At 68.0% G+C, this 20,249-nt stretch carries 20 protein-coding genes and 3 tRNA genes; 6 read left to right on the forward strand and 17 right to left on the reverse strand.

Annotation, left to right across the window (positions count from 1 at the left end; genetic code table 11):
* From J0J01_RS22260 to J0J01_RS22270, 3 genes are all read right to left on the reverse strand, one after another.
* Positions 1-239 (reverse strand): GTP-binding protein (locus J0J01_RS22260; RefSeq protein WP_296384688.1); only part of this gene is annotated, 239 nt, incomplete at its 3' end.
* 51 nt (positions 240-290) lie between these two features.
* A tRNA-Gly gene (locus tag J0J01_RS22265) sits at positions 291-364 on the reverse strand.
* A gap of 40 nt (positions 365-404) precedes the next feature.
* Positions 405-491, reverse strand: a tRNA-Tyr gene (locus J0J01_RS22270).
* A 114-nt stretch (positions 492-605) separates the two neighbouring features.
* On the opposite strand from J0J01_RS22270, the gene rlmB reads away from it, so the two are divergent.
* Positions 606-1,409, forward strand: coding sequence for a 23S rRNA (guanosine(2251)-2'-O)-methyltransferase RlmB (gene rlmB / locus J0J01_RS22275; RefSeq protein ID WP_296384689.1), 804 nt, complete (start codon positions 606-608; stop codon positions 1,407-1,409).
* 10 nt (positions 1,410-1,419) lie between these two features.
* Positions 1,420-1,494, forward strand: a tRNA-Thr gene (locus tag J0J01_RS22280).
* A 147-nt stretch (positions 1,495-1,641) separates the two neighbouring features.
* Here the strand turns inward: J0J01_RS22280 and J0J01_RS22285 are convergent.
* The gene (locus tag J0J01_RS22285) at positions 1,642-2,088 is read right to left on the reverse strand and encodes a hypothetical protein (RefSeq protein ID WP_296384691.1); all 447 of its coding nucleotides are present in this window, start codon (positions 2,086-2,088) and stop codon (positions 1,642-1,644) included.
* Between the two features lie 74 nt (positions 2,089-2,162).
* On the opposite strand from J0J01_RS22285, the gene galE (J0J01_RS22290) reads away from it, so the two are divergent.
* Positions 2,163-3,146, forward strand: a complete 984-nt coding sequence (galE, locus tag J0J01_RS22290) for a UDP-glucose 4-epimerase GalE (RefSeq protein WP_296384692.1) — start codon at positions 2,163-2,165, stop codon at positions 3,144-3,146.
* 155 nt (positions 3,147-3,301) lie between these two features.
* On the opposite strand, the gene J0J01_RS22295 is transcribed toward galE (J0J01_RS22290), so the two are convergent.
* The 5 genes from J0J01_RS22295 to galE (J0J01_RS22315) are packed head-to-tail and all read right to left on the reverse strand — an operon-like array spanning position 3,302 to position 9,526.
* The gene (locus J0J01_RS22295) at positions 3,302-5,539 is read right to left on the reverse strand and encodes a molybdopterin cofactor-binding domain-containing protein (RefSeq protein ID WP_296384694.1); all 2,238 of its coding nucleotides are present in this window, start codon (positions 5,537-5,539) and stop codon (positions 3,302-3,304) included.
* Between the two features lie 10 nt (positions 5,540-5,549).
* On the reverse strand, positions 5,550-6,005 hold the full coding sequence (locus J0J01_RS22300; RefSeq protein WP_296384696.1) for a (2Fe-2S)-binding protein: 456 nt from the start codon (positions 6,003-6,005) through the stop codon (positions 5,550-5,552).
* Positions 6,002-7,756, reverse strand: coding sequence for a carbamoyltransferase C-terminal domain-containing protein (locus J0J01_RS22305; RefSeq protein WP_296384697.1), 1,755 nt, complete (start codon positions 7,754-7,756; stop codon positions 6,002-6,004). Before J0J01_RS22305 ends, J0J01_RS22300 begins: the two co-directional genes overlap by 4 nt.
* Entirely contained in the window at positions 7,753-8,526 is a 774-nt protein-coding gene (locus tag J0J01_RS22310; RefSeq protein WP_296384699.1) for a glycosyltransferase family 2 protein, read from the reverse strand. Before J0J01_RS22310 ends, J0J01_RS22305 begins: the two co-directional genes overlap by 4 nt.
* A 7-nt stretch (positions 8,527-8,533) precedes the next feature.
* Positions 8,534-9,526, reverse strand: coding sequence for a UDP-glucose 4-epimerase GalE (gene galE / locus J0J01_RS22315; protein ID WP_296384702.1), 993 nt, complete (start codon positions 9,524-9,526; stop codon positions 8,534-8,536).
* 194 nt (positions 9,527-9,720) lie between these two features.
* Between galE (J0J01_RS22315) and J0J01_RS22320 the strand changes: the two genes are divergently transcribed.
* On the forward strand, positions 9,721-10,746 hold the full coding sequence (locus tag J0J01_RS22320) for an NAD-dependent epimerase/dehydratase family protein (protein ID WP_296384703.1): 1,026 nt from the start codon (positions 9,721-9,723) through the stop codon (positions 10,744-10,746).
* A 34-nt stretch (positions 10,747-10,780) separates the two neighbouring features.
* Here the strand turns inward: J0J01_RS22320 and J0J01_RS22325 are convergent, their stop codons facing one another.
* Together J0J01_RS22325 and J0J01_RS22330 are read right to left on the reverse strand one after the other, a co-directional pair.
* On the reverse strand, positions 10,781-11,326 hold the full coding sequence (locus J0J01_RS22325) for a transposase (RefSeq protein WP_296384706.1): 546 nt from the start codon (positions 11,324-11,326) through the stop codon (positions 10,781-10,783).
* A gap of 44 nt (positions 11,327-11,370) precedes the next feature.
* Positions 11,371-12,345, reverse strand: coding sequence for a UDP-glucuronic acid decarboxylase family protein (locus J0J01_RS22330; protein WP_296384708.1), 975 nt, complete (start codon positions 12,343-12,345; stop codon positions 11,371-11,373).
* A gap of 85 nt (positions 12,346-12,430) precedes the next feature.
* Here J0J01_RS22330 and J0J01_RS22335 point away from each other — a divergent pair, with 85 nt between their 5' ends.
* The gene (locus tag J0J01_RS22335) at positions 12,431-13,987 is read left to right on the forward strand and encodes a long-chain-fatty-acid--CoA ligase (protein WP_296384710.1); all 1,557 of its coding nucleotides are present in this window, start codon (positions 12,431-12,433) and stop codon (positions 13,985-13,987) included.
* A gap of 64 nt (positions 13,988-14,051) precedes the next feature.
* Here the strand turns inward: J0J01_RS22335 and J0J01_RS22340 are convergent, their stop codons facing one another.
* Entirely contained in the window at positions 14,052-15,026 is a 975-nt protein-coding gene (locus J0J01_RS22340; RefSeq protein ID WP_296384712.1) for a hypothetical protein, read from the reverse strand.
* 141 nt (positions 15,027-15,167) lie between these two features.
* Between J0J01_RS22340 and J0J01_RS22345 the strand changes: the two genes are divergently transcribed.
* The gene (locus J0J01_RS22345) at positions 15,168-16,232 is read left to right on the forward strand and encodes a phosphotransferase (protein ID WP_296384714.1); all 1,065 of its coding nucleotides are present in this window, start codon (positions 15,168-15,170) and stop codon (positions 16,230-16,232) included.
* Positions 16,233-16,306: 74 nt separating this feature from the next.
* On the opposite strand, the gene J0J01_RS22350 is transcribed toward J0J01_RS22345, so the two are convergent.
* The 5 genes from J0J01_RS22350 to J0J01_RS22370 are packed head-to-tail and all read right to left on the reverse strand — an operon-like array spanning position 16,307 to position 20,236.
* Complete coding sequence (locus J0J01_RS22350) at positions 16,307-16,486, reverse strand: hypothetical protein (protein ID WP_296384716.1); 180 nt, start codon at positions 16,484-16,486, stop codon at positions 16,307-16,309.
* A 5-nt stretch (positions 16,487-16,491) separates the two neighbouring features.
* Positions 16,492-17,211: an ABC-type transport auxiliary lipoprotein family protein gene (locus J0J01_RS22355; RefSeq protein ID WP_296384717.1), complete on the reverse strand. Its 720-nt coding sequence runs from the start codon at positions 17,209-17,211 to the stop codon at positions 16,492-16,494.
* Between the two features lie 16 nt (positions 17,212-17,227).
* Positions 17,228-18,262 (reverse strand): MlaD family protein, encoded by a 1,035-nt coding sequence (locus J0J01_RS22360; RefSeq protein WP_296384720.1) that lies wholly within the window; start codon positions 18,260-18,262, stop codon positions 17,228-17,230.
* A gap of 16 nt (positions 18,263-18,278) precedes the next feature.
* Positions 18,279-19,109 carry an ATP-binding cassette domain-containing protein gene (locus J0J01_RS22365; protein WP_296384722.1) on the reverse strand — a complete coding sequence of 277 codons (831 nt, stop codon included), beginning with the start codon at positions 19,107-19,109 and terminating at the stop codon, positions 18,279-18,281.
* On the reverse strand, positions 19,106-20,236 hold the full coding sequence (locus J0J01_RS22370; RefSeq protein ID WP_296384723.1) for an ABC transporter permease: 1,131 nt from the start codon (positions 20,234-20,236) through the stop codon (positions 19,106-19,108). The genes J0J01_RS22365 and J0J01_RS22370 overlap by 4 nt, the downstream gene beginning before the upstream one ends.
* Between the last annotated feature and the right edge of the window lie 13 nt (positions 20,237-20,249).

Genomic DNA, 20,249 nt, shown 5'->3' on the forward strand with positions numbered 1-20,249 from the left:
ACGTGCGCGTAATGCCGGTTCTTGGTCTCGTACTCGACATGCGCCGTCGAGATCGTGATGCCGCGCTCGCGCTCCTCCGGCGCCTTGTCGATCTGGTCGTACGCCGTGAACGTCGCTCCGCCCGTCTTCGCCAGGATCTTCGTGATCGCTGCCGTCAGCGACGTCTTGCCATGATCAACGTGCCCGATCGTCCCGATGTTGCAGTGCGGCTTGTTCCGCTCGAATTTCGCCTTCGTCATGGTGTCACGACCCTCGATGCCTCAAATCTGGCCCTAACGGGGCCTTCAAACTGGAGCGGGTGAAGGGAATCGAACCCTCGTCGTAAGCTTGGAAGGCTTCTGCTCTACCATTGAGCTACACCCGCAACTCCTGAACAGAGCCACACTCGCACGCTGCTGAGCCGCTGGTGGAGGGGGAAGGATTCGAACCTTCGTAGACGCGAAGTCGGCAGATTTACAGTCTGCTGCCATTGACCGCTCGGCCACCCCTCCGAACCTGCGGCACGCAGCGCGAGTTTGACCTGTTCAGCCCGTCCTTACGGGCGGGCGTTGCTCGCAAATCCAATGAGTTACGTCAAGCGCCAAATCCCGTTACAACGCCCATAAATGCGCCCACACCAGCACCGTCCCGCCAAACCGTCGCGTAACGCGCCGCGCAATGCTCCCCGTAGCACGCCCAGGGGCGGCCACCAGGCCGTCTGGCTGTACGGCCGGCATCCGGTGCTGGCTGCGCTGGCCAATCCCGAGCGGCGGATCGAGCGCCTGCTGGCGACCAAGGACGTGGCCGAGCGCCACGCCAAGGAATTTGCCGGCCGGAACCTGCAGACCCTCTCCCGCGAGGAGCTGGCGCAGCGGCTACCGGCCGGCGCCGTGCATCAGGGACTGGCCGTCCTGGCGGCGCCGCTCGAGGAGCCGGTGCTGGAGGATGTGCTGGCCCGCTGCGGCGACGATGCGCTGGTGCTGGCGCTCGACCAGGTGACCGACCCGCACAATGTCGGCGCCATCCTGCGCACTGCCGCCGCGTTCGGCGCGGCCGGCGTGATCGTGACCGAGCGCCATGCGCCGGCCGACACCGGCGTGCTGGCCAAGGCAGCGTCGGGCGGGCTGGAGATCGTGCCACTGGTGCGCGCCGTGAACCTCGCGCGCACGCTCGAGCAGTTGAAGGAGGCCGGCTTCTGGCTCTACGGCCTCGACGAGCGCGGCGACGCCGCGATCGACATGCTCGACCTCAAGGGCCGCGTCTGCATCGTGCTCGGCGCCGAAGGCGAAGGCTTGCGCCGGCTGACCGCCGAGAAGTGCGACCGCCTTGTGACGATCCCGACACAGGCCGCGCTCGCCGCGCTCAACGTCTCAAACGCGGCCGCCGTCGCGGCCTACGAGTGGGCGCGGCAGGCGAAGCCTGTTAAATAGAAGTGAGCCGGCCGGGTTAGCACAGCGGTAGTGCAGCGGTTTTGTAAACCGAAGGTCGGGGGTTCAAATCCCTCACCCGGCACCATCCTCCCGCCGGACGCATCGGAGGCTTCCCACGCGTGTGGGAACCGTGGGACGTCTGACGGGTGTCATCCCGAGCGCAGCGAGGGATCCTTCGGGAAAAGGGAAAGATCCCTCGCTCCGCTCGGGATGACAGGGGCGTTACTGGTCGCTACCGCCCGCGCACGCCGATCTTCAGCCGGTGCTCGTTGCCCTCGTCGTCGCCCAGGATGATGACGTCGCTGAAGGCCTGGCCGGGCGCATAGCGCCGGCCTTTCACGAAGAACATCGCGATGATGTGCGCCCGGGTGTGCGGGCGCACCGGAAAGTCCTTGTTGAACTTGCCGCCGCGCCGCGAGCCCACGGTGAACACCGTCTGCTCGGCCGGATGATCGCGCAGCCGGGCGCGCACGATGCGGATGTCGCGTTCGGTCCGGTTGGCGGCCTCGAGCTCGACCACGATCTGCAGCATCGTCGCGCCGTCGGGCCCCTTGGTCGGATGCCACGCCGGCCACGGTGCCTGCGGTGCGAAGAACAGGCGCAGTGCCGCCGGCTCACCGGCCGACTTCGGATGGCGCCAGCGGCGCCACAGTCTCGCGAGCCTCCCCCAAAGCATCATGTCCGGCCTCAATCGATCGATAGGTCCCAGCAAGGCCACGGCCGCGCCCGGTCGAGCCCGCCTATATAACGTCCATGCCCCAACAAGTTCTCGTCACCGGCGGCGCCGGCTATATCGGCAGCCATGTCTGCAAGGCGCTCGCCGAGCAGGGGGTTACGCCGGTGTGCTACGATACACTGGAAAAAGGCCATCGCTGGGCGGTGCGCTGGGGCCCGCTGGAGCGCGGCGACATCGGCGACGGCGAGCGGCTCGACGAGGTGTTCGCCCGCCACCGGCCGCGCGCCATCATACACCTGGCGGGCTACATCGAGGTCGGCGAATCGGTGCGCGAGCCCGAGCGCTATCTGCACAACAACAGCACCAAGACCGCCGCGCTGATCGATGCCGCGCTACGCCACGCCGTCGAGGCCTTCGTCTTCTCCAGCACCTGTGCGGTCTACGGCGTGCCGCAGTCGGCGCTGCTGGCCGAGACGCACCGGATCGCGCCGCTCAGCCCCTATGCCGAATCGAAGGCGCGGGTCGAGGTCGCCCTCGGCGGGGCCGCGGCGCGCGGCCTGCGCGCGGCTTCGCTGCGCTACTTCAACGCCGCCGGCGCCGATCCCGGCGGCTGTATCGGCGAGGCGCATGCGCCCGAAACGCATCTGCTGCCGCTCGCCGTCGATGCCGCGCTCGGCCTGGCGCCGCCGCTCACCCTGCTCGGCACCGACTATCCGACCGAGGACGGCTCCTGCGTGCGCGACTTCATCCATGTCGGCGACCTCGCCGACGCCCATGTCCGCGCCCTGCAGTGGCTGCGCGGGCAGTCCGCCGACGGCCGGCACGAGGCCTTCAACCTCGGCAGCGGCTCGGGCTACAGCGTGCGCCAGGCGATCGCCGAGACCGCCCGCATCGCCCGCCGTCCGGTGCCGCACCAGGTCGGCCCGCGTCGCGCCGGCGATTCGCCGCGTCTGGTCGGCGACATCGCCAAGGCCGGCCGCGAGCTCGGCTGGCGGCCGACGCGCGATCTCTCCCAGCAGATCGAGGACACGCTGCGCTGGCGCCGCACGATGCCGCGCTGAAGAATTTGCAATCTCTCGTCCGGCGCGTCCGGACCGTCCGGAAGCGTCCGGCCGAGGGGGTGGCGCCGGATTCCGGATTCTCGGCTCAAATCCTTATGGAATCGGCATCGGAGGTGTCCGGCGTCCGGCCGGTGTCCGGCCGGACGCCGCCGGAACTAAGCGAGCCTGAGCGGCAGGCTACGCAGCCGACGGCCCGTCGCGGCGAATACCGCGTTGGCGACCGCCGGGGCGATCGGTGGCGTGCCCGGCTCGCCGACACCACCGAGCTCCGCCGCGCCGCTGTCGACGATGTGCACGGCCATCGCCGGCGCATCGGCGAGGCGGACGGCGTCGTAGTCCGTGAAGTTGGACTGCTCGACCGCGCCGTCCTTCAGGGTGATCTCGCCATAGAGCGCCGCCGACAGGCCGTAGACGATGCCGCTCTCCATCTGCGCCCGCACGATCGCGGGATTGACCACCGGGCCGCAGTCGATCGCGCAGGTCACCCGCTTCACCCGCAGCGTGCGATCGGCGACCTCGACCTCGGCGACCTGGGCCACGATCGAGCCGAACGAGGCGCGCAGCGCGATGCCGCGCCCCGACCCGGCCGGCAGCTTCGCGCCCCAGCCCGCTTCCCGCGCCGCCGTCTCCAGCACCTTCAGATGACGCGGCTTGCCGGCCAGCAGCGTGCGGCGGAACGCGAACGGATCCTGCTTCAGGTGCAGGGCAATCTCGTCGAGGAAGCATTCGTCGAAGAACGCCGTGTGCGAATGGCCGACCGAGCGCCAGAAGCCGACCGGCACCACGCCGTCGGGCACGATCGCCTCGAGCTTGTAGTAGGGGAAGGCATAGGGCGGGTTCTCGACCGCATTGCCCTCGGGCTTGCCCTGACCCGGCAGGCCGACCGCGCGCTTGCCGAACTGGTCGGTCGGCGACTGCCCGACCTGCCGCTTGATCACCGTGGCCAGGCCCTTGTCGAAGGTTGCCGTCCAGCGCGCCAAAGCCATCGGCCGATACATGTCGTGGCGGATGTCCTCCTCGCGCGACCACAGGACCTGCACCGGCTTGCCCGGCAGCTGCAGGGCGCAGGCCACGGCCTCGCGAGCCACATCGACCTCGGCACGCCGGCCGAAGCCGCCGCCGAGGAAGGTGGTGTGCACCGTGACGTGTTCCTGCGCGAGGCCGGCGGCGCGGGCGGCAGCGAGCCGCACCAGGGTCGGCGACTGGTTGGGCATCCAGAGCTCGAGCGCGCCGGTGAACAGCGCCGTGCAGTTCATCGGCTCCATCGGCGTGTGGGCGAGGTAGGGCGCGCGATAGACCGCCTCCAGCTTCTGTCCGGCCGGTGCCGCGGGCGCACTGCCGAGCGTGCGTGTCAGCGCCGGCGCGGCCGTGTCGAGCAGGCCTTCGTAGCGCTTCCACAAGGTCGCGCTGTCGAGCTTGGGCTCGGGCCCGTCGCGCCAGGTGATGTCGACGCCGTCGTCGAGGAAGCGCTGGGCCTGCCACCAGCTCGTGCCGACCGCCGCCAGGCCGCCGGGCACGATCACGATCTCCTCGATGCCCTTGGGCTTTGAGGGTGGCTTACTGACGCCCTTGAGCGCGAAGCCCGCGACCTCGCCGCCGAAGGTCGGCGCGTGGCGCACTGCGGCGTAGAGCTGGCCCGGCCGGCGCACGTCGATGCCGAAGGTCGCCGCGCCCACGACCTTGGCCGGGATGTCGAGCCGGGTCTGCGGCTTGCCGATCAGCTTGAACTGCGCCGCTGGCTTGAGCGGCGGCGGCACCATCAGCCCGAGGTCGCCGACATGGTCGACCAGCTCGCCGAAGCGCGCGACGACGCCGCCGTCGCGCCGGCGGACCGCGCCGTCGGCCGCGACCAGCCCGGCCACCGGCACGCCCGACTTGAGGGCCGCCGCCATCAGCAGCAGCTCGCGGGCGATGGCGCCCGCGGTGCGCATCGGCGTCCAGGCGTCGCGCACCGTGGTCGAGCCGCCGGTCGCCGAGACGCCCAGCACGCCGCCCAGCTTGCCGGCCGCCCAGTGCGCCATGTCGACCACGGAGCCCGTCTCCTCAGGCGAGAACGGCAGGCCGTCGATCAGGATCTCGACATTGCGGTAGACGACGTGCTCGGGCGGGTCCTCGACGCGGACCTGGTCCCAGCGCGCCTCCATCTCCTCGGCGACCAGCATGGCGAGCGCGGTGTGCACGCCCTGCCCCATCTCGGCGCGCGGCACCGCGACGATCACGGCGTCGTCCTTCGCGATCTTCACCCAGCCGTTGAGGCCCGCCTCGCCGGGCTTCACGTTGAACAGGCTGCGGTCGCCCAGCCGATCGCGCTCGTTCGCGAACCACCAGCCGACGCCGACGAAGCCCGCGCCCAACACGCCGCCGACGATCGCCGTGCGGCGGCCGAGCTTCACGACTGCCCTCTCATGGGCCGCCCATCAGCGCCGCCGCGCGGTGCACGGCGCGGCGCAACGCGCCGTAGGTGCCGCAGCGGCAGATGTTGGTCAGCGCGTCGTCGATCTCCTTGTCGGTCGGCTTGGGCTTGGCCTTGAGCAGCGCCGCCGTCGCCATGATGAAGCCCGGCTGGCAGTAGCCGCACTGGGGCACCTGCTCCTCGATCCAGGCGCGCTGCACCGGATGGAGTTGCCCCGCGCCCAATCCTTCGATGGTGACCACCGCCTTGTCCGCCGCAGCGCTCGCCGGCAGCGAGCAGGAGCGCACGGCCGCGCCGTCGAGATGGACGGTGCAGGCGCCGCAGGCCGCGACGCCGCAGCCGAACTTCGGCCCGGTGATGTCGAGGTCCTCGCGCAGCACCCACAGCAGCGGCTTGTCGGCCGGGACGTCGACCGCGTGCCGCGTGCCGTTGACGGTGACGATCATCTCTCGATGAAGGTGTCGCCCAGCACGAGGACGTCCATCCTGGTGCGCAGGAAGCAGTCGATCGCTTCCTCGGGCTTGCACACCACGGGCTCGTTCTCGTTGAAGCTGGTGTTGAGGACGATCGGCACGCCGGTGATCTCGCCGAAGGTCTGGATCAGCCGGGCATAGCGCGGATTGCCCGCCCAAGTGACCGTCTGCAGGCGGCCCGAGCCGTCGACATGGGTGACCGCCGGGATCTCCTTGCGCTTGTCGGCCTTGATCCTGAAGACCTGCATCATGAAGGGCACGTCGTCGTCGGTCTCGAACCAGTCCTTCACCGCCTCGCGCAGGATCGAGGGCGCGAACGGCCGGAACGATTCGCGCCGCTTGATCTTGAGGTTGAGGATGTCCTTCATGTCGGCGCGGCGCGGATCGCCCAGGATCGAGCGGTTGCCGAGCGCGCGCGGGCCCCATTCGAGGCGGCCCTGGAACCAGCCGATCACCTTGCCCTCGGCGATCGCCGCAGCGGTGCGCTTGCACAAGGTCGCCTCGTCGGCGATGCGCATCATCTTGCAACCCGCCGCGTCGAAGTCGTCGCGCCGCCTGGCGATCGCCACGGCGATCTGCTCCGGAGTCGCCGACGGACCCCAGTAGGCATGGTCCATCACGAAGTGGCGCTTGGCCCTGGCGCCCTCGACCTTGTGCCAGGTCGCGAAGGCGGCGCCGATCGAGCCGCCGGCATCGCCGCCCGCCGACTGGACATAGACATGCCTGAACGGCGTGCGTTCGAGGATCTTGCCGTTGGCGACCGAGTTGTAGGCGCAGCCGCCGGCGATCACGACGGCATCGGTCTGGTAGCGCTTGTGCAGCGCCGTCAGCAGGTTGAAGAAGGCGTTCTCGTAGGTGACCTGGGCCGAGCGCGCGATGTTGCGATGATGGTCCTCGAGCGCCGCCGCAGGGTCGCGCGCCGGGCCGAGCAGCGCGCCGAGCGCGTCGCTCCACAGCCGGCCGCCCGACGGGATGCCTTCCTTCACCTGGTAGTTGGCGCCCTCGCCCGAGGCGTGGCGGAAGTAGCGCAGGTTGAGCGCGAAGCTGCCGTCGTCCCTGAGCCGCACGATCTCCTGCATCTTGTCGACCAGCGTCGGCTCGCCGTAAGGCGCCAGCCCCATCACCTTGTACTCGTCGCCGTAGTGCGGGAAGCCGATGAACTGGGTCATCGCCTCGTAGAACACGCCGAGCGAATGCGGGAAGTAGACCCGGCCCTCGACGCCAAGCCTGCCGCCCTCGCCCAGCCCCCATGCCGCCGAGGAGAAATCGCCGAAGCCGTCGACCGACACGGCGACCGCCTTGTCGTAGGGCGACACGAGGAAGGCGGACGCAAGGTGGCAGAGGTGATGCTCGACGGCATGCACCTCGCCGGTGAATTTCTCGTCCGGCAGCGTGCGTTGCAGGTTGCCGGCGACGTCGGCACGGTCGCCGCGATGGTGCAGGCGCTTCAGGACGTAGCTCGGGCTGACGCCTGCGGTGAGCACATAGGCGAGTTTGCGCCAGCGGTTGGCCGCATTGTCGCTGTTGACCGCGACGTGGGACACGTCGGCCAGCGAGATGCCGGCCTCCTGCAGGCAGTAGCGGATCGATTCGCTGGGGAAGCCGCCCCAGTGCTTGATGCGGCGGAAGCGCTCCTCCTCGACCGCGGCGACGAGGTCGCCGTCCTTCACCAGGCAGGCCGCGGCGTCGGCGTGATAGGCATTGAGGCCGAGAACATACGTCATGATTTCAGTCGCCTATCGAGCAGTTCCAACGCGAGCAACACCTCGGCGAGCAGCCGCTGGAACGCATAGTACCAGCCGGCCGGCCCGTCGAGCACCGCGCCCTTCGCGAAGAGCACGTAGAGAAAGACCAGGATCGGCGCCGGCCAGCCCATCGCCCGCACCCGGTCGGCGCGGCTCATCTCATCGCGCGGCATCGCGAGCAGGTGCGCGGCTTCGCGCGCCGCGTACTTGAGCTGCGATTGCAGCCAGCGCAACAACGGCTTGCGGTCGTCGTGGTAGATCGGATCGCGCAGCGCCGCCACGTCGCCGCCGGCGATGCGCACGCGATGGCCGTGCCCCTCGTTGGCGTACTGGCCGCTCTTGACCCGGTAGAGCACGGTACGCGGCGGATAGAGCGAGCCGCGCAAGGGTCGCCCGTAGATGCGATAGACGAAGGCGGCGCGGAGGCCGGCGCAGGTGTCGGCCGGCCACAGGCTCTTCAGCTCCTCGACCAGGGCGGGGCTGAGCTCGTAATCGGCATCGAGCGACAGCACCCAATCGGTCTCGATCTTGGTCAGGCCGAAGTTGCATTGATCGGCGAAGCTGTCGAACGGCCGGTGATGGACCACGATGCGCGGGTCCTTCGCCAGGATCTCGAGCGTGCCGTCGGTGCTGCCGCTGTCGATCACCACGATGCGACGCGCCCAGCCGAGCGGCGCCAGGGTGCGCTCGATGTTGGCCGTCTCGTTGAAGGTGATGATCAGCGGCGTGACGCCGTCGAGGAACTGCATGGCCGCGTCAGGCCGCCTTGCGCATCGCGCGCGACCGATGCTCCGTCATCCAGCGCCACGCCGTCTCGATCATGGTGTCGAGGCTCGAATGCTGCGGCGTCCAGCCCAGCGCCTTCTGGGCGGCCGACGGATCGGCGACCAGCACCGGCGGATCGCCGGGACGACGCGCCCCGGCCTTCACGGCGATGCGGCGCTGGGTGATCTCGCGCGCCCGGGCGATCACCTCCTCGATGCTGCTGCCCTTGCCGGCGCCGAGATTGTAGGCGGCGAACGCGCCTTCGCGGCAGATGCCGAGCGCCGCGACGTGGGCGTTGGCGAGATCGGTCACATGCACGTAGTCGCGGATGCAGGTGCCGTCCGGCGTGTCGTAGTCGGTGCCGAACACGGCGATGTGCGGCCGCGTGCCGTAGGCGGCCTGCAGAACCAGCGGGATCAGGTGGGTCTCGGGCTCGTGCTCCTCGCCGGTCTCGCCGTCGGCGTCGGCGCCGGCGGCATTGAAATAGCGCAGCGCCACGGCGGCGAGGCCGTGCGCCGCGCAGGCGTCGCGCAGCACCTGCTCGCCCATCAGCTTGGTGCGGCCGTAGGGATTGATCGGGTCCTGGCGCATGCCCTCGACGATCGGCAGCGTGTCCGGCACGCCGTAGGTGGCGCAGCTCGAGGAGAACACCATCTTGCCCACCCCGGCCGTGCGCATGGTCTCGATCAGGGTCAGCAGGCCGCCGACATTGGTGCGGTAGTAGCGGGTCGGCTCGCGGCTGGACTCGCCGACATAGGCGAGTGCTGCAAAGTTGATCACCGCCTCGGGCTTGTGGCGGGCCAGCACAGCGCCGAGCGCCTCGGGATCGTTGATGTCGCCCCGCTCGAGCGGGCCCCACTTGGCCGCCCAGTCGTGGCCGGTCTGCAGGTTGTCGAACACGACCGGGGTATGGCCCGCCGCGGCCAGCACCTTGCAGGTGTGCGAACCGATGTAGCCGGCGCCGCCGGCAACCAAGACGCGCAAGAGACCCCCCGGGAGACGAGCCGAACCTAGGCCAATTCGCGGTGGCTATAGGGGAAGATTCTGACCGAAACCAGTTACTTTCATCAAAATTGCAAATTTATCCGTGACAAAACCGCCCCGACGGGTTGACGCTTCCGTCCCAAGCGCGCAAACGAGCGCCCCGGGACCCTTAAAAGTCAAAGGCTTGAGGACACATGTCTAAGGATGATCTCGTCGTCGTGACGGGCGCCGGTGGCTTCATCGGCGGCCATCTGGTCAAGGTTCTGCAGCAGCGCGGCCACAAGAAGATCCGCGCCGTCGACGTGAAGCCGCTCGCCGAGTGGTACCAGAAGCATCCCGGCGTCGAGAACCAGGTGGGCGACCTCGCCCTGCTCGAGCCCTGCCGGGCCGCCGCCAAGGGCGCGAAGGTGATCTACAACCTCGCCGCCGACATGGGCGGCATGGGTTTCATCGAGACCCACAAGGCCGAGTGCATGCTGTCGGTGCTGGTCAGCACCCACATGCTGGTCGCCGCCAAGGAAGCCGGCACCGAGCGGTTCTTCTATTCGTCCTCGGCCTGCGTCTACAACGGCGACAAGCAGACCGACGCCAACGTCACGGCGCTGAAGGAATCGGACGCCTACCCCGCCCTCCCGGAGGACGGCTACGGCTGGGAGAAGCTGTTCAGCGAGCGCATGGCGCGCCACTACCGCGAGGATTACGGCATCGCCACTCGCGTCGCCCGCTACCACAACGTCTACGGCCCCGAGGGCACTTATGACGGCGGCCGCGAGAAGGCGCCGGCCGCGATCTGCCGCAAGGTCATCGCCGCCAAGCTCTCCGGCAAGCACGAGATCGAGATCTGGGGCGACGGCGAGCAGACCCGCTCGTTCATGTACATCGACGACTGCACCGAGGGCACGCTCAAGCTCGCGCAGAGCGACATCGTCGAGCCGCTGAACATCGGCTCGGACGAGCTGGTCTCGATCAACCGCCTGGTCGACATCGTCGAGAAGATTGCCGGCGTGAAGCTCAAGCGCTCCTACAAGCTCGACGCGCCCAAGGGCGTGCGCGGCCGCAACAGCGACAACGCGCTGATCAAGAAGCTGATGAACTGGGCCCCGTCCATCCGTCTCGAGGACGGCATGGAGAAGACCTACAGGTGGATCCACGACGAGATGACCTCCGGCAAGGTCTCGGTGGTCAACGCCCTGCCCAAGCAGGCACTCGCCGCTCAGTAGTCTTATGCTGGGGGCGCGCCACTCCAGTGGCGCGTCATGCCTCCAACCGAGCGCTGCCGTAAGGCCAAAGTCGAGGCTCTGACACGAGCCCGGCCTTGACCGGATTCTGGTCGATGTACTCTTCGGTCCTGCCGAAGTGCTCTTCGTTCCGGATAAACCGGTCCCAATACTCGGTTTGCCAGAACTCGCCGGATCTCCTGAGCAATCCATTCGCCTTCCGAGCAGTGAACCGCTTCCACGAGCCGACGATCGAACCAAGCGGATGATTCGGCCGGACGCTGAACAAGACGTGCACGTGGTTCGGCATGATCGTCCACGCATGCAGCCGGTAGCGCGTTCCATCGAACGCAAAGAAGGCGTCTTCGACAAGGCGTGCGATTGGCTCCGACCTCAGCCAGCACGCGCCCCAGCCATGGTCCAGTATTTCATGACGCAGAGCTTCGGAACACTCAGTGTCCTGCAGCCGCGCCAATGCGGCAGCCGGTAGACTGTCGACCAGCCGGAACGTGACGAACTGGATGACATCCTGGGAATCGAAATGCGGCAGGTAGTTGCGGGAATGCCACCCTTTGTGGGTCATTGGCCCATAACGCGCCACTGGAGTGGCGCGCCCCCAGCGCAAGACTAGCGCCCGATCGCGGCGGCGGCGCGGTTGCTCTTCAGCAGGGTGTCGAAGTACTCGACCGTCTTCCTGAGGCCGGTCTCCAGATCGACCTTGGGCTCCCACTCGAGCTCCTTGCGCGCCAGTGTGATGTCGGGGCAGCGCTGCAGCGGATCGTCGACCGGCAGCGGCCGCGTGTGCACGATCTTCGACTTGCCGTTCACGATCTTGACGATGCGCGAGGCAAGCTCCTTGACCGGGATCTCGACGGGGTTGCCGATGTTGACCGGGCCGGTGAACTCGTCCGGCGTGTGATCCATCAGGCGCAGCCAGCCGTCGAGTTGGTCGTCGACGTAGCAGAAGGCGCGCGTCTGCATGCCGTCGCCGTAGAGCGTGATGTCCTCGCCCTTCAGCGCCTGGACGATGAAGTTCGAGACCACGCGGCCGTCGTTGGGATGCATGCGCGGGCCGTAGGTGTTGAAGATGCGCGCCACCTTGATGCGGAGCTTGTGCTGCCGGTGGTAGTCGAAGAACAGCGTCTCGGCGCAGCGCTTGCCCTCGTCGTAGCAGGCGCGCGGCCCCAGCGGATTGACGTTGCCGCGATAGCCCTCGACCTGAGGATGCACCGTCGGGTCGCCATAGACCTCGCTGGTCGAGGACTGGAAGATCTTCGCCCGCACCCGCTTGGCCAGCCCCAGCATGTTGATGGCGCCGTGGACGCTGGTCTTGGTCGTCTGCACCGGGTCGTGCTGGTAGTGGATCGGCGAGGCCGGGCAGGCGAGGTTGTAGATCTCGTCGACCTCGACGTAGAGCGGGAAGGTCACGTCGTGCCGCATCAGCTCGAAATGCGGATTGCCCATGCAGGCGGCGATGTTGTCCTTGTTGCCCGTGAAATAGTTGTCGACGCACAGCACGTCGTGGCCCATCGCCAGCAGCCGCTCGCACAGATGCGAGCCCAGGAAGCCGGCGCCGCCGGTCACCAGAATCCGCTTGCCCATATTCCCCCTTCGGACGTCGCCTCTTGAACTTTCCCCACGCAGCGTCGGACACTACACGCCAAAGACATCAGGGGAAACTCACAGGATGGCCATCGAGATTGCGGGCCTTGCAGACATCGTGCGTCGACACGGCGGCCAGCAGCCGGACACGCCGGCCATCGTCTACGAAGGCCGCAAGACCTCCTACGCCGCCCTCGACCGAACCGCGAGCCAGGTCGCCAATGCGCTGATCGCGTCAGGCATCGCGCCGCAGACCCGCGTCGCCCATCTCGACAAGTCGAGCGATCTCTCCTTCGAATTGCTGTTCGGCGTCGCCAAGGCCAATGCGGTGATGGTGTCGGTCAACTGGCGGCTCGCCCCGCCCGAGATGCTGCACATCGTCAACGACGCCGAGGCCGAGATCCTGTTCGTCGGCGAGGAATACTTCCCGGTGATCGAGCAGATCCGCGACAAACTCACGAGGGTGCGAAAGATCGTGGCCTTCGGCCCGCACGCCGAATGGGAGTCGTTCGAGGCGTGGCGCGACCGCCAGCCGGCGACCGACCCGCACCTGCCGACCAGGCCGACCGATACGGCGGTGCAGTTCTATACCAGCGGCACCACCGGCCTGCCGAAGGGCGCCGAGCTCACCAATGCCAACTTCGGCGCGCTGCTGCCGTCGTGGACCGCGACCTGGCTGCTCGGCCCGGGCGTGCCCAACCTGGTCTGCCTGCCGATGTTCCATATCGGTGGCGCCGGCTGGGGCATCGCCGGGCTGTTCGCCGGCGCCACCAACCACGTGGTGCGCGAGTTCGTGCCGGCGCAGATCCTCGAGATCATCCAGCGCGAGCGCCTGCAGGTCATGCTGCTGGTGCCGGCGATGGTGCTGTTCCTCTTGCAGGCGCCGCAGATCCGCGAGACCGACCTCGGGAGCCTGCGCCTGATCGTCTATGGCGCGGCACCGATGCCGGTCGAGCTGCTCAAGCAGGCGATGGCGGTCTTCCCCTGCGGCTTCCAGCAGGTCTACGGCCTCACCGAGACCACCGGCGCGATCACCCTGTTGCCGGCCGAGGACCATGATCCCAGCGACGCGAAGAAACTGCTGTCCTGCGGTTACGCCCAGAAGGGCGTCGAGCTGCGCATCGTCGGCGACGACGGCACCGACAGGCCGACCGGTGAGGTCGGCGAGATCGCGGTGCGCTCGGCCCAGGTGATGCGCGGCTACTGGAAGCTGCCCGACGCGACGGCGCGGGCGATCCAGGGCGACTGGTTCCTGACCGGCGACGCGGGCTACCTCGACGCCAAGGGCTACCTCTACATCTACGACCGCGTGAAGGACATGATCGTGTCGGGCGGCGAGAACATCTATCCGGCCGAGGTCGAGAGCGCGCTGTTCGGCCATCCCGCCGTCGCCGACGTGGCGGTGATCGGCGTGCCCGATGAGCGCTGGGGCGAAGCCGTGAAGGCGGTCGTCGTCCGCAAGCCCGGCGCCGAGGTCACGCCGGCCGAGCTGGTCGGCTGGGCGCGCGAGCGCATCGCCGGCTACAAGCTGCCCAAGTCGGTCGACTTCGTCGACGTCCTGCCGCGCAACCCGACCGGCAAGATCCTGAAGCGCGAGCTGCGCAAGCCCTACTGGGGCACGCGCGAGCGCCAGGTGAACTGACCGCAAAGAAAACCGGCGACTCTTCGCGGAGCCGCCGGGCCTCAGTTTCACACGAGAGGAGATCTTAGCGATGGCTGCTGCCGAAGCTGCGGCCGCCGCCGGAGCTGCGCGCGCCCGTGTTGCTGGCGGTGTAGTTGCTGGAGCTGCGCGTGTTCGTCGTGGTCGTGGCGGTGTAGCTCGCGGGGCGGGTTTGGCCGCCCCAGTTGCCCCACGAATGCGTGCCGGTATTGCTCGCCACGTTCGTGCCGCCGGTCGTGCCGGTGGCGGGCGTCGTGCCGGGAGCCGTCGTGCCGCCGCCGTTCCAGCCGCCGCCGTTCCCGCCGCCATTGTGGTTCCAGCCGTTGCCGGCGGTCGTCGTACCGGTGCCGCTGCCGTTATGGGTCCAGCCATCGTTGCCGTTCTGGCCGCCGGCATGGTTCCAGCCAGTGTTGCCGTTCTGGTTCCAGCCGCCGTTGTGAGTCCAGCCGTTCGACGCGGTGTTGTCGCCGCGGTTCCAGCCGTTGTGGTCGCGACCCTGATTCCAGGTGCCGTTGTTGTGGTCGCGGGCCCAGTCGCGACGATCCTCGCGACGATCGTCCCGCGCCTCGCGGCGATCCTCGCGACGGTCGGCCCACGCCTCACGGCGATCCTCGCGACGGTCGCTCCACGCCTCGCGACGGTCCTCTCGACGATCACCCCAGCCGTTGCGGCCCCAGCCGTCGCGGTCGCCCATGCGGCCGTCGCCGTCATGGCGCTCGCGGTAGATCTGCCTGCCCTCTCGATCGAGCATGTTGTCCAGCCGCTGCCGCTCATACGGCGAGACGCCTCCGTCCGAGCGGGCGTTCCGTTCGTAGCGCTCGATGCGCCGCTCGCCCTGCTCGAGGCGGCGCGCCTCGCTGGGGCTGAGCGAGCCGTCGCGTATGCCGTCGCGAATGCGCTGCTGCTGTTCGGCCTCGCGCTGGTCGATGCTCCACATCGACTGCGCGGAGGCCCCGCCGGCGCCGGCGAGCAGGCCGCCCGCCGTCAGTACGGCGTAGGGGATGAGGCGAAGTTTGGGCATTCATTGTCCTCTGGGCGTGTATCGACGGATCACCCGTCTTGAGATTCGCTACGCCCATCTCTCTCCAAACATCCCTCGAAAAATCGTGAGCACAGCGCTAGAACCTTCACGTCCCTGAAAGGTCACAACGCCGCCACGCCGATGTCCGAATTGCCCGAGAACCTCACTCCCGTCCGCGCCGCCCACGTCTTCGACGAAGCACGCCTCGCCGACTACATGAAGGCGAATGTCGAAGGCTTCCGTGCGCCCCTGCGCGTCCTCCAATTCGAAGGCGGACAGAGCAATCCGACGTTCCACCTGACGGACGCCGGCGGCCGCATGTACGTGCTGCGCAAGAAGCCGCCGGGCAAGCTGCTGCCGTCGGCACACCAGGTCGATCGCGAGTACCGCGTGATCAAGGCGCTGTCGGACCATTCCGACGTGCCGGTGCCGAAGCCCTATGCGCTGTGCCAGGACGACGCGGTGATCGGCACCGCCTTCTACATCATGGAATTCCTGCCGGGCCGCATCCTCGCCGATCCGAAGATGCCCGGCATCTCGCCGGCCGACCGCGGCAAGATCTTCGATTCGATGAACGACGTCCTCGCGCGCATCCACAACGTCGACTACAAGGCCGCCGGCCTCGGCGACTACGGCCGCGAGGGCCAGTACATCCAGCGCCAGATCGCGCGCTGGTCGAGCCAGTACGATCTTTCCCGCACGCACGACATCGCGGCGATGGAGAACCTCAAGAGCTGGTTGCCGGCGCACATCCCGCCGGGCGACGAGACGCGGATCAACCACGGTGACTACCGGCTGGGCAACACCATCGTGCATCCGACCGAGCCGCGCGTCATCGCGGTGCTCGACTGGGAGCTGTCGACGCTCGGCCATCCGCTGGCCGACCTCGGCTACAACTGCATGATCTGGCATTTCGGCGAAGGCTTCGGCGCGTCCGAGGGCTATGCCGGCATGGACCTCGCGGGGTTCGGCATCCCGAGCGAGAAGGACTACGTCGCGGCCTACGCGCGGCGCACCGGCCGCCAGGAGATTGCCGACTGGGACTTCTACGTCGCCTTCTCGCTGTTCCGCCTCGCCGCCATCGTGCAGGGCGTCTACAAGCGCGGCCTCGACGGCAACGCCTCGTCGGAGACGGCGAAGGGCTACGGCGACCGCGCCCGCGTGCTGGCCGAGCTCGGCTGGTCCCTGGTGAAAGCAAGAGCGTAAGTCTTGCCGGACCGCGGACCTCCAGGTCCGCCTCACGATCATGAGCGGACCTGGAGGTCCGCGGTCCGGGAAGACTAGACGACGTGCCGGGTGCGGCCGCGGCGTTCGGCGGGCGGCGGGGTCGGGCCGGAGGGTGCGCCGACACCGGGTTCGGGCCCCGCGCGGAAGGTGTTGTGCTCGAGATAGGCGCCGACGCCGAAGGTGATCAGCAGGGCGGTCGCGACCAGGGCGACGGTGAGGAACAGCTCGCGCATTGTCCCTACTCGTCGGTCAGCGGCACCATCGACGCGTCGTTGCCCTTGGGGCAATTGGCGCTGTCGAGGAAAGCGTTGGCCGGGTTGCGGTAGCGGGCGATGTCGTACGGCGTCTCGTCGTTCGGCGGCCGGGGCGGCGCAGCGGCGAGAGTCCAGGCGACCAGCCGCTTCATGACGCTGCCCAGCGCTTGGTCGAACGCCTCGACCACCTTCGGCACCTTGTCGGCGCGGGCGCGCACGCAGCGCTCGAAGGTGCCGACGCCGACGATCTGCCGGTCGGGCATGCGCACCAGCTTGGCGACGATGCGGACGTGGGCAATCGGCATGCCGCCATAGAAGTACATCGCCTCGAAATTGCGCAGGTCCGACTGCAGCACGTAGTTGGCCCGCAGGCCGATCGATTCGCGCGCCACGGCGATGATCTTGTGGCTGTTCTCGAACGAATCGACGATCCGCGTCTGCACCATCAGCGGCGTGCGGTCGGTCCAGGCCGTCTTGGCGTAGTAGTCCGACGAGGTCGGCGACTGGGCGATGGCGATGCGGCTGGTGTTGAGGTTGGCCGACGCGTTCGGCGCCTCGACAGCGAGCTGCCAGAACACCGACGGCATGTCGGCGTCGAAGGTGCTCTTGGGCGTGATGGTATAGAGGTCGGTCGGTTCCTCGGCCGCCTTGATCAGCTCGCAGCCGCCGAGCAGCAGGGCGGCCGCGAGGGCGGCCCACTTCATGTGCATGGGCGAAAATTCATTTGGGCGTGTATCCCTGCTTGCCGGTGAACAGGAAGTTCGCCGGGTCGCGCTCGATCTTGGTGGCGATGATGTTGAGGTTCGAGGTGAGCTGGCGCAGCTCGCGGATGGCGTAGGAGAGCTCGACCAGCCCGTTCTCGGAGAACTGGCGGATGCCGCCCTTGCTGTCGGCGACCAGCCGGTTGAGCTGCAGCGCGGCGCCGTCGATGTTGGACAATGCCTTCTGCGCCTCGACCAGCGTCTTGCGCAGGTCGCTCGGCTCCTTGCCGGCCAGCGCCTTCCTGGTCTCGGCATCCTGGGGGCCGAACTCCATGGCGATCAGGTTGAGCCGGTCGGCGGCGTCGTTGAGCTTGGCGAAGGTCTTCTGGAACTCGGCCATCGCCTTGGGCAGTTCGGCCAGCGTCTGCTGGATGTTGGTGTCCTGCTTGGCGATGCCGGCGAGGGTCGTGTTGAGGCTGCGCAGCGAATCGCTGACCGCCTGGATGTTGTCGGGATTGAGCAGCTCGTTCAGCCGGTCGACCGTGGTGCCGGCCTTGGACAGGAGCTCCTGCGCCGAGGTCGAGGTGACCTGCAGGAACGAGGCGCCCTCGCGGATCTCGGGGTACGGCTTGTCGCCCAGCTTCTTCTTGGGTTTCACCTGGTCGATGTCGACGCGGCCGACGATCTGCACGAAGGCGGCGCCGGCGATGAACGGCTTCTCGAACACCGCGTAGGAGCGCTCGCGGATGTCGATTTGGGAATCGACCGCGACCGTGACCTGGATCTTCTCGGAGAGCCGCTCGCGGCCGGTGCTGCGCTGGGTATCGACCCGCGAGGTCAGCGCGATGTCGTGCACGCGGCCCACCCGCAGGCCGCGATAGTAGACCGGCGAGTCCTGGGTCAGGCCCTGCACGTCGCTCGAGAACAGGATCACGTAGTAGGCGTACGAGGTCTGGTCGCCGGCGCGCAGCTTCCAGATCACGAAGCCGACGACGGCGGCGATGAACAACATCATCGCCGCACCGATCAGGACGTAGGGCGAGCGCTTTTCCATGAACCGTTACCGTACTCTACGCCTGCTTGAGCGCTGCCCGGCCGCGCGGACCGTGGAAGTATTCCCGCACCCAGGGATGATCGTAGGCGAGCATTTCTTCCATCGTACCTACCACGACGCGCTTGTCGAGCAGGACGGCGATGCGGTCGCACACCGCGTGGAGGCTGTCGAGGTCGTGGGTGACCATCAACACGGTCAGGCCCAGACTTTGCCGCAATTGGCCGATCAGCTCGTCGTAGTGGGCGGCGCCGATCGGGTCGAGGCCGGCGGTCGGCTCGTCCAGGAACAGGAGCTCCGGATCGAGCGCCAGGGCGCGGGCCAGGCTGGCGCGCTTGCGCATGCCGCCCGACAGCTCCGAGGGCTTCTTGTCGCCGGTATCGGGCGGCAGACCGACCAGCGCGACCTTGAGGGCGGCGATCGCCTGCATAAACGGCTCGTCGAGCTCGGCGTGCTCGCGGATCGGCACGATGATGTTGTCGGCCACCGTGAGGGACGAGAACAGCGCGCCGTCCTGGAACTGCACGCCGATGTGGGCCAGCAGCCGCTGCTCGGCCTTGCCGTGGACGCCGCGGGTGTTCTGGCCCAGGATCTCGATCGAGCCGCGGGCCAGCGGGTTGAGGCCGATGACGGTGCGCAACAGCACCGATTTGCCGGTGCCCGAGCCGCCGACCAGCCCGATGACCTCGCCGCGGAAGACGTCGAGGTCGAGCTTGTTGTGGATGACGTGGTCGCCGAACTGGGTGCGCACGTCACGCAGCTTCAGCACGACCTCGCGGCCGTCGCCATGATCGACGAGCTGGCCACCCTCCAACGTCCTGCCGGCCGGCGCGTCTTCGTCTGCGCTCATACGTTGGCCAGCAGGAAGATGATGGAGAACACCGCGTCGAGCACGATGACGCAGAAGATCGATTCGACCACCGAGCGGGTGGTGAGCTGGCCGACGCTCTCGGCGCTGCCGCGGACCTGCAAGCCCTCGAAGCAGCCGATCGCGGCGATGATGAAGCCGAACACCGGCGCCTTGATCATGCCGGTGTAGAAATGCCAGATGCCGACCGTGTCGCGCAGCCGGTCGAAGAACTGCACGAGGGTGAAATCGAGATAGATCGTGCAGGCGACTGCGCCGCCCAGCAGCCCGGTCATGTTGCCCCAGAAGGCGAGCAACGGCATCGACAGCAACAGCGCCATGATGCGCGGCAGGACCAGCCATTCGATCGGGTTGAGCCCGATCGTGCGCATGGCGTCGACCTCCTGGTTGACCTGCATGGTGCCGATCTGGGCGGTGAAAGCCGAGCCCGAGCGGCCGGCGACGATGATCGCGGTGAGCAGCACGCCCAGCTCGCGGAACATGCCGATGCCGACCGCCTCGACGGTGAAGGTCTCCGCACCGAATTGTCTCAATTGCTGCACGCCCTGATAGGCGATCACCACGCCGATCAGGAAGGTGAGCACGCCGACGATCAGCAGCGCCTTGACCCAGACCTCGAACATCTGCTGCACGACCGTGCCGATACGGAAGCGCTTGGGGCTGAGGCAGGCCTCGAGGAAGACGACGATGATCTCGCCGACGAAGGCGCAGAGATTGGCAATCTGCTTGCCGAGGTCGATCAGGTCGCGCCCGAGCTCTTCCAGCCAGTGGGTGAGGAAATCGACGTGCCGCGGCCTGGGCGGCTCGTGCATGTTGTCCTTCACCACCTTGAACAGCTCGGCGTGGCCCGGCTCGGCCGTCTTGACTTCGGCCTTCGGGCCGCCGGCCAGTTGCAGGATCTCGAGCACGCCCGCGGTGTCGAGGCGCTCGACCTTGGTGGCATCGACCGTACTCGCGGCCGCTTTGGACCCGCCCGGGGCCGCGCGACGGGCCTTGTCGAGCCGTTGCCGCAGCCCCTTCAGGCTGAACACGGTCCAGGTGCCGCCGACCTCCAGCACCGAGGTGCCGCCGCGCTCGACGTAGCGGATGGTAGGGTGTGGCTCGGCCATCGCGTTGGATTAG

This window comes from Reyranella sp., assembly GCF_017305915.1.
Taxonomy (GTDB): Bacteria; Pseudomonadota; Alphaproteobacteria; order Reyranellales; family Reyranellaceae; genus Reyranella.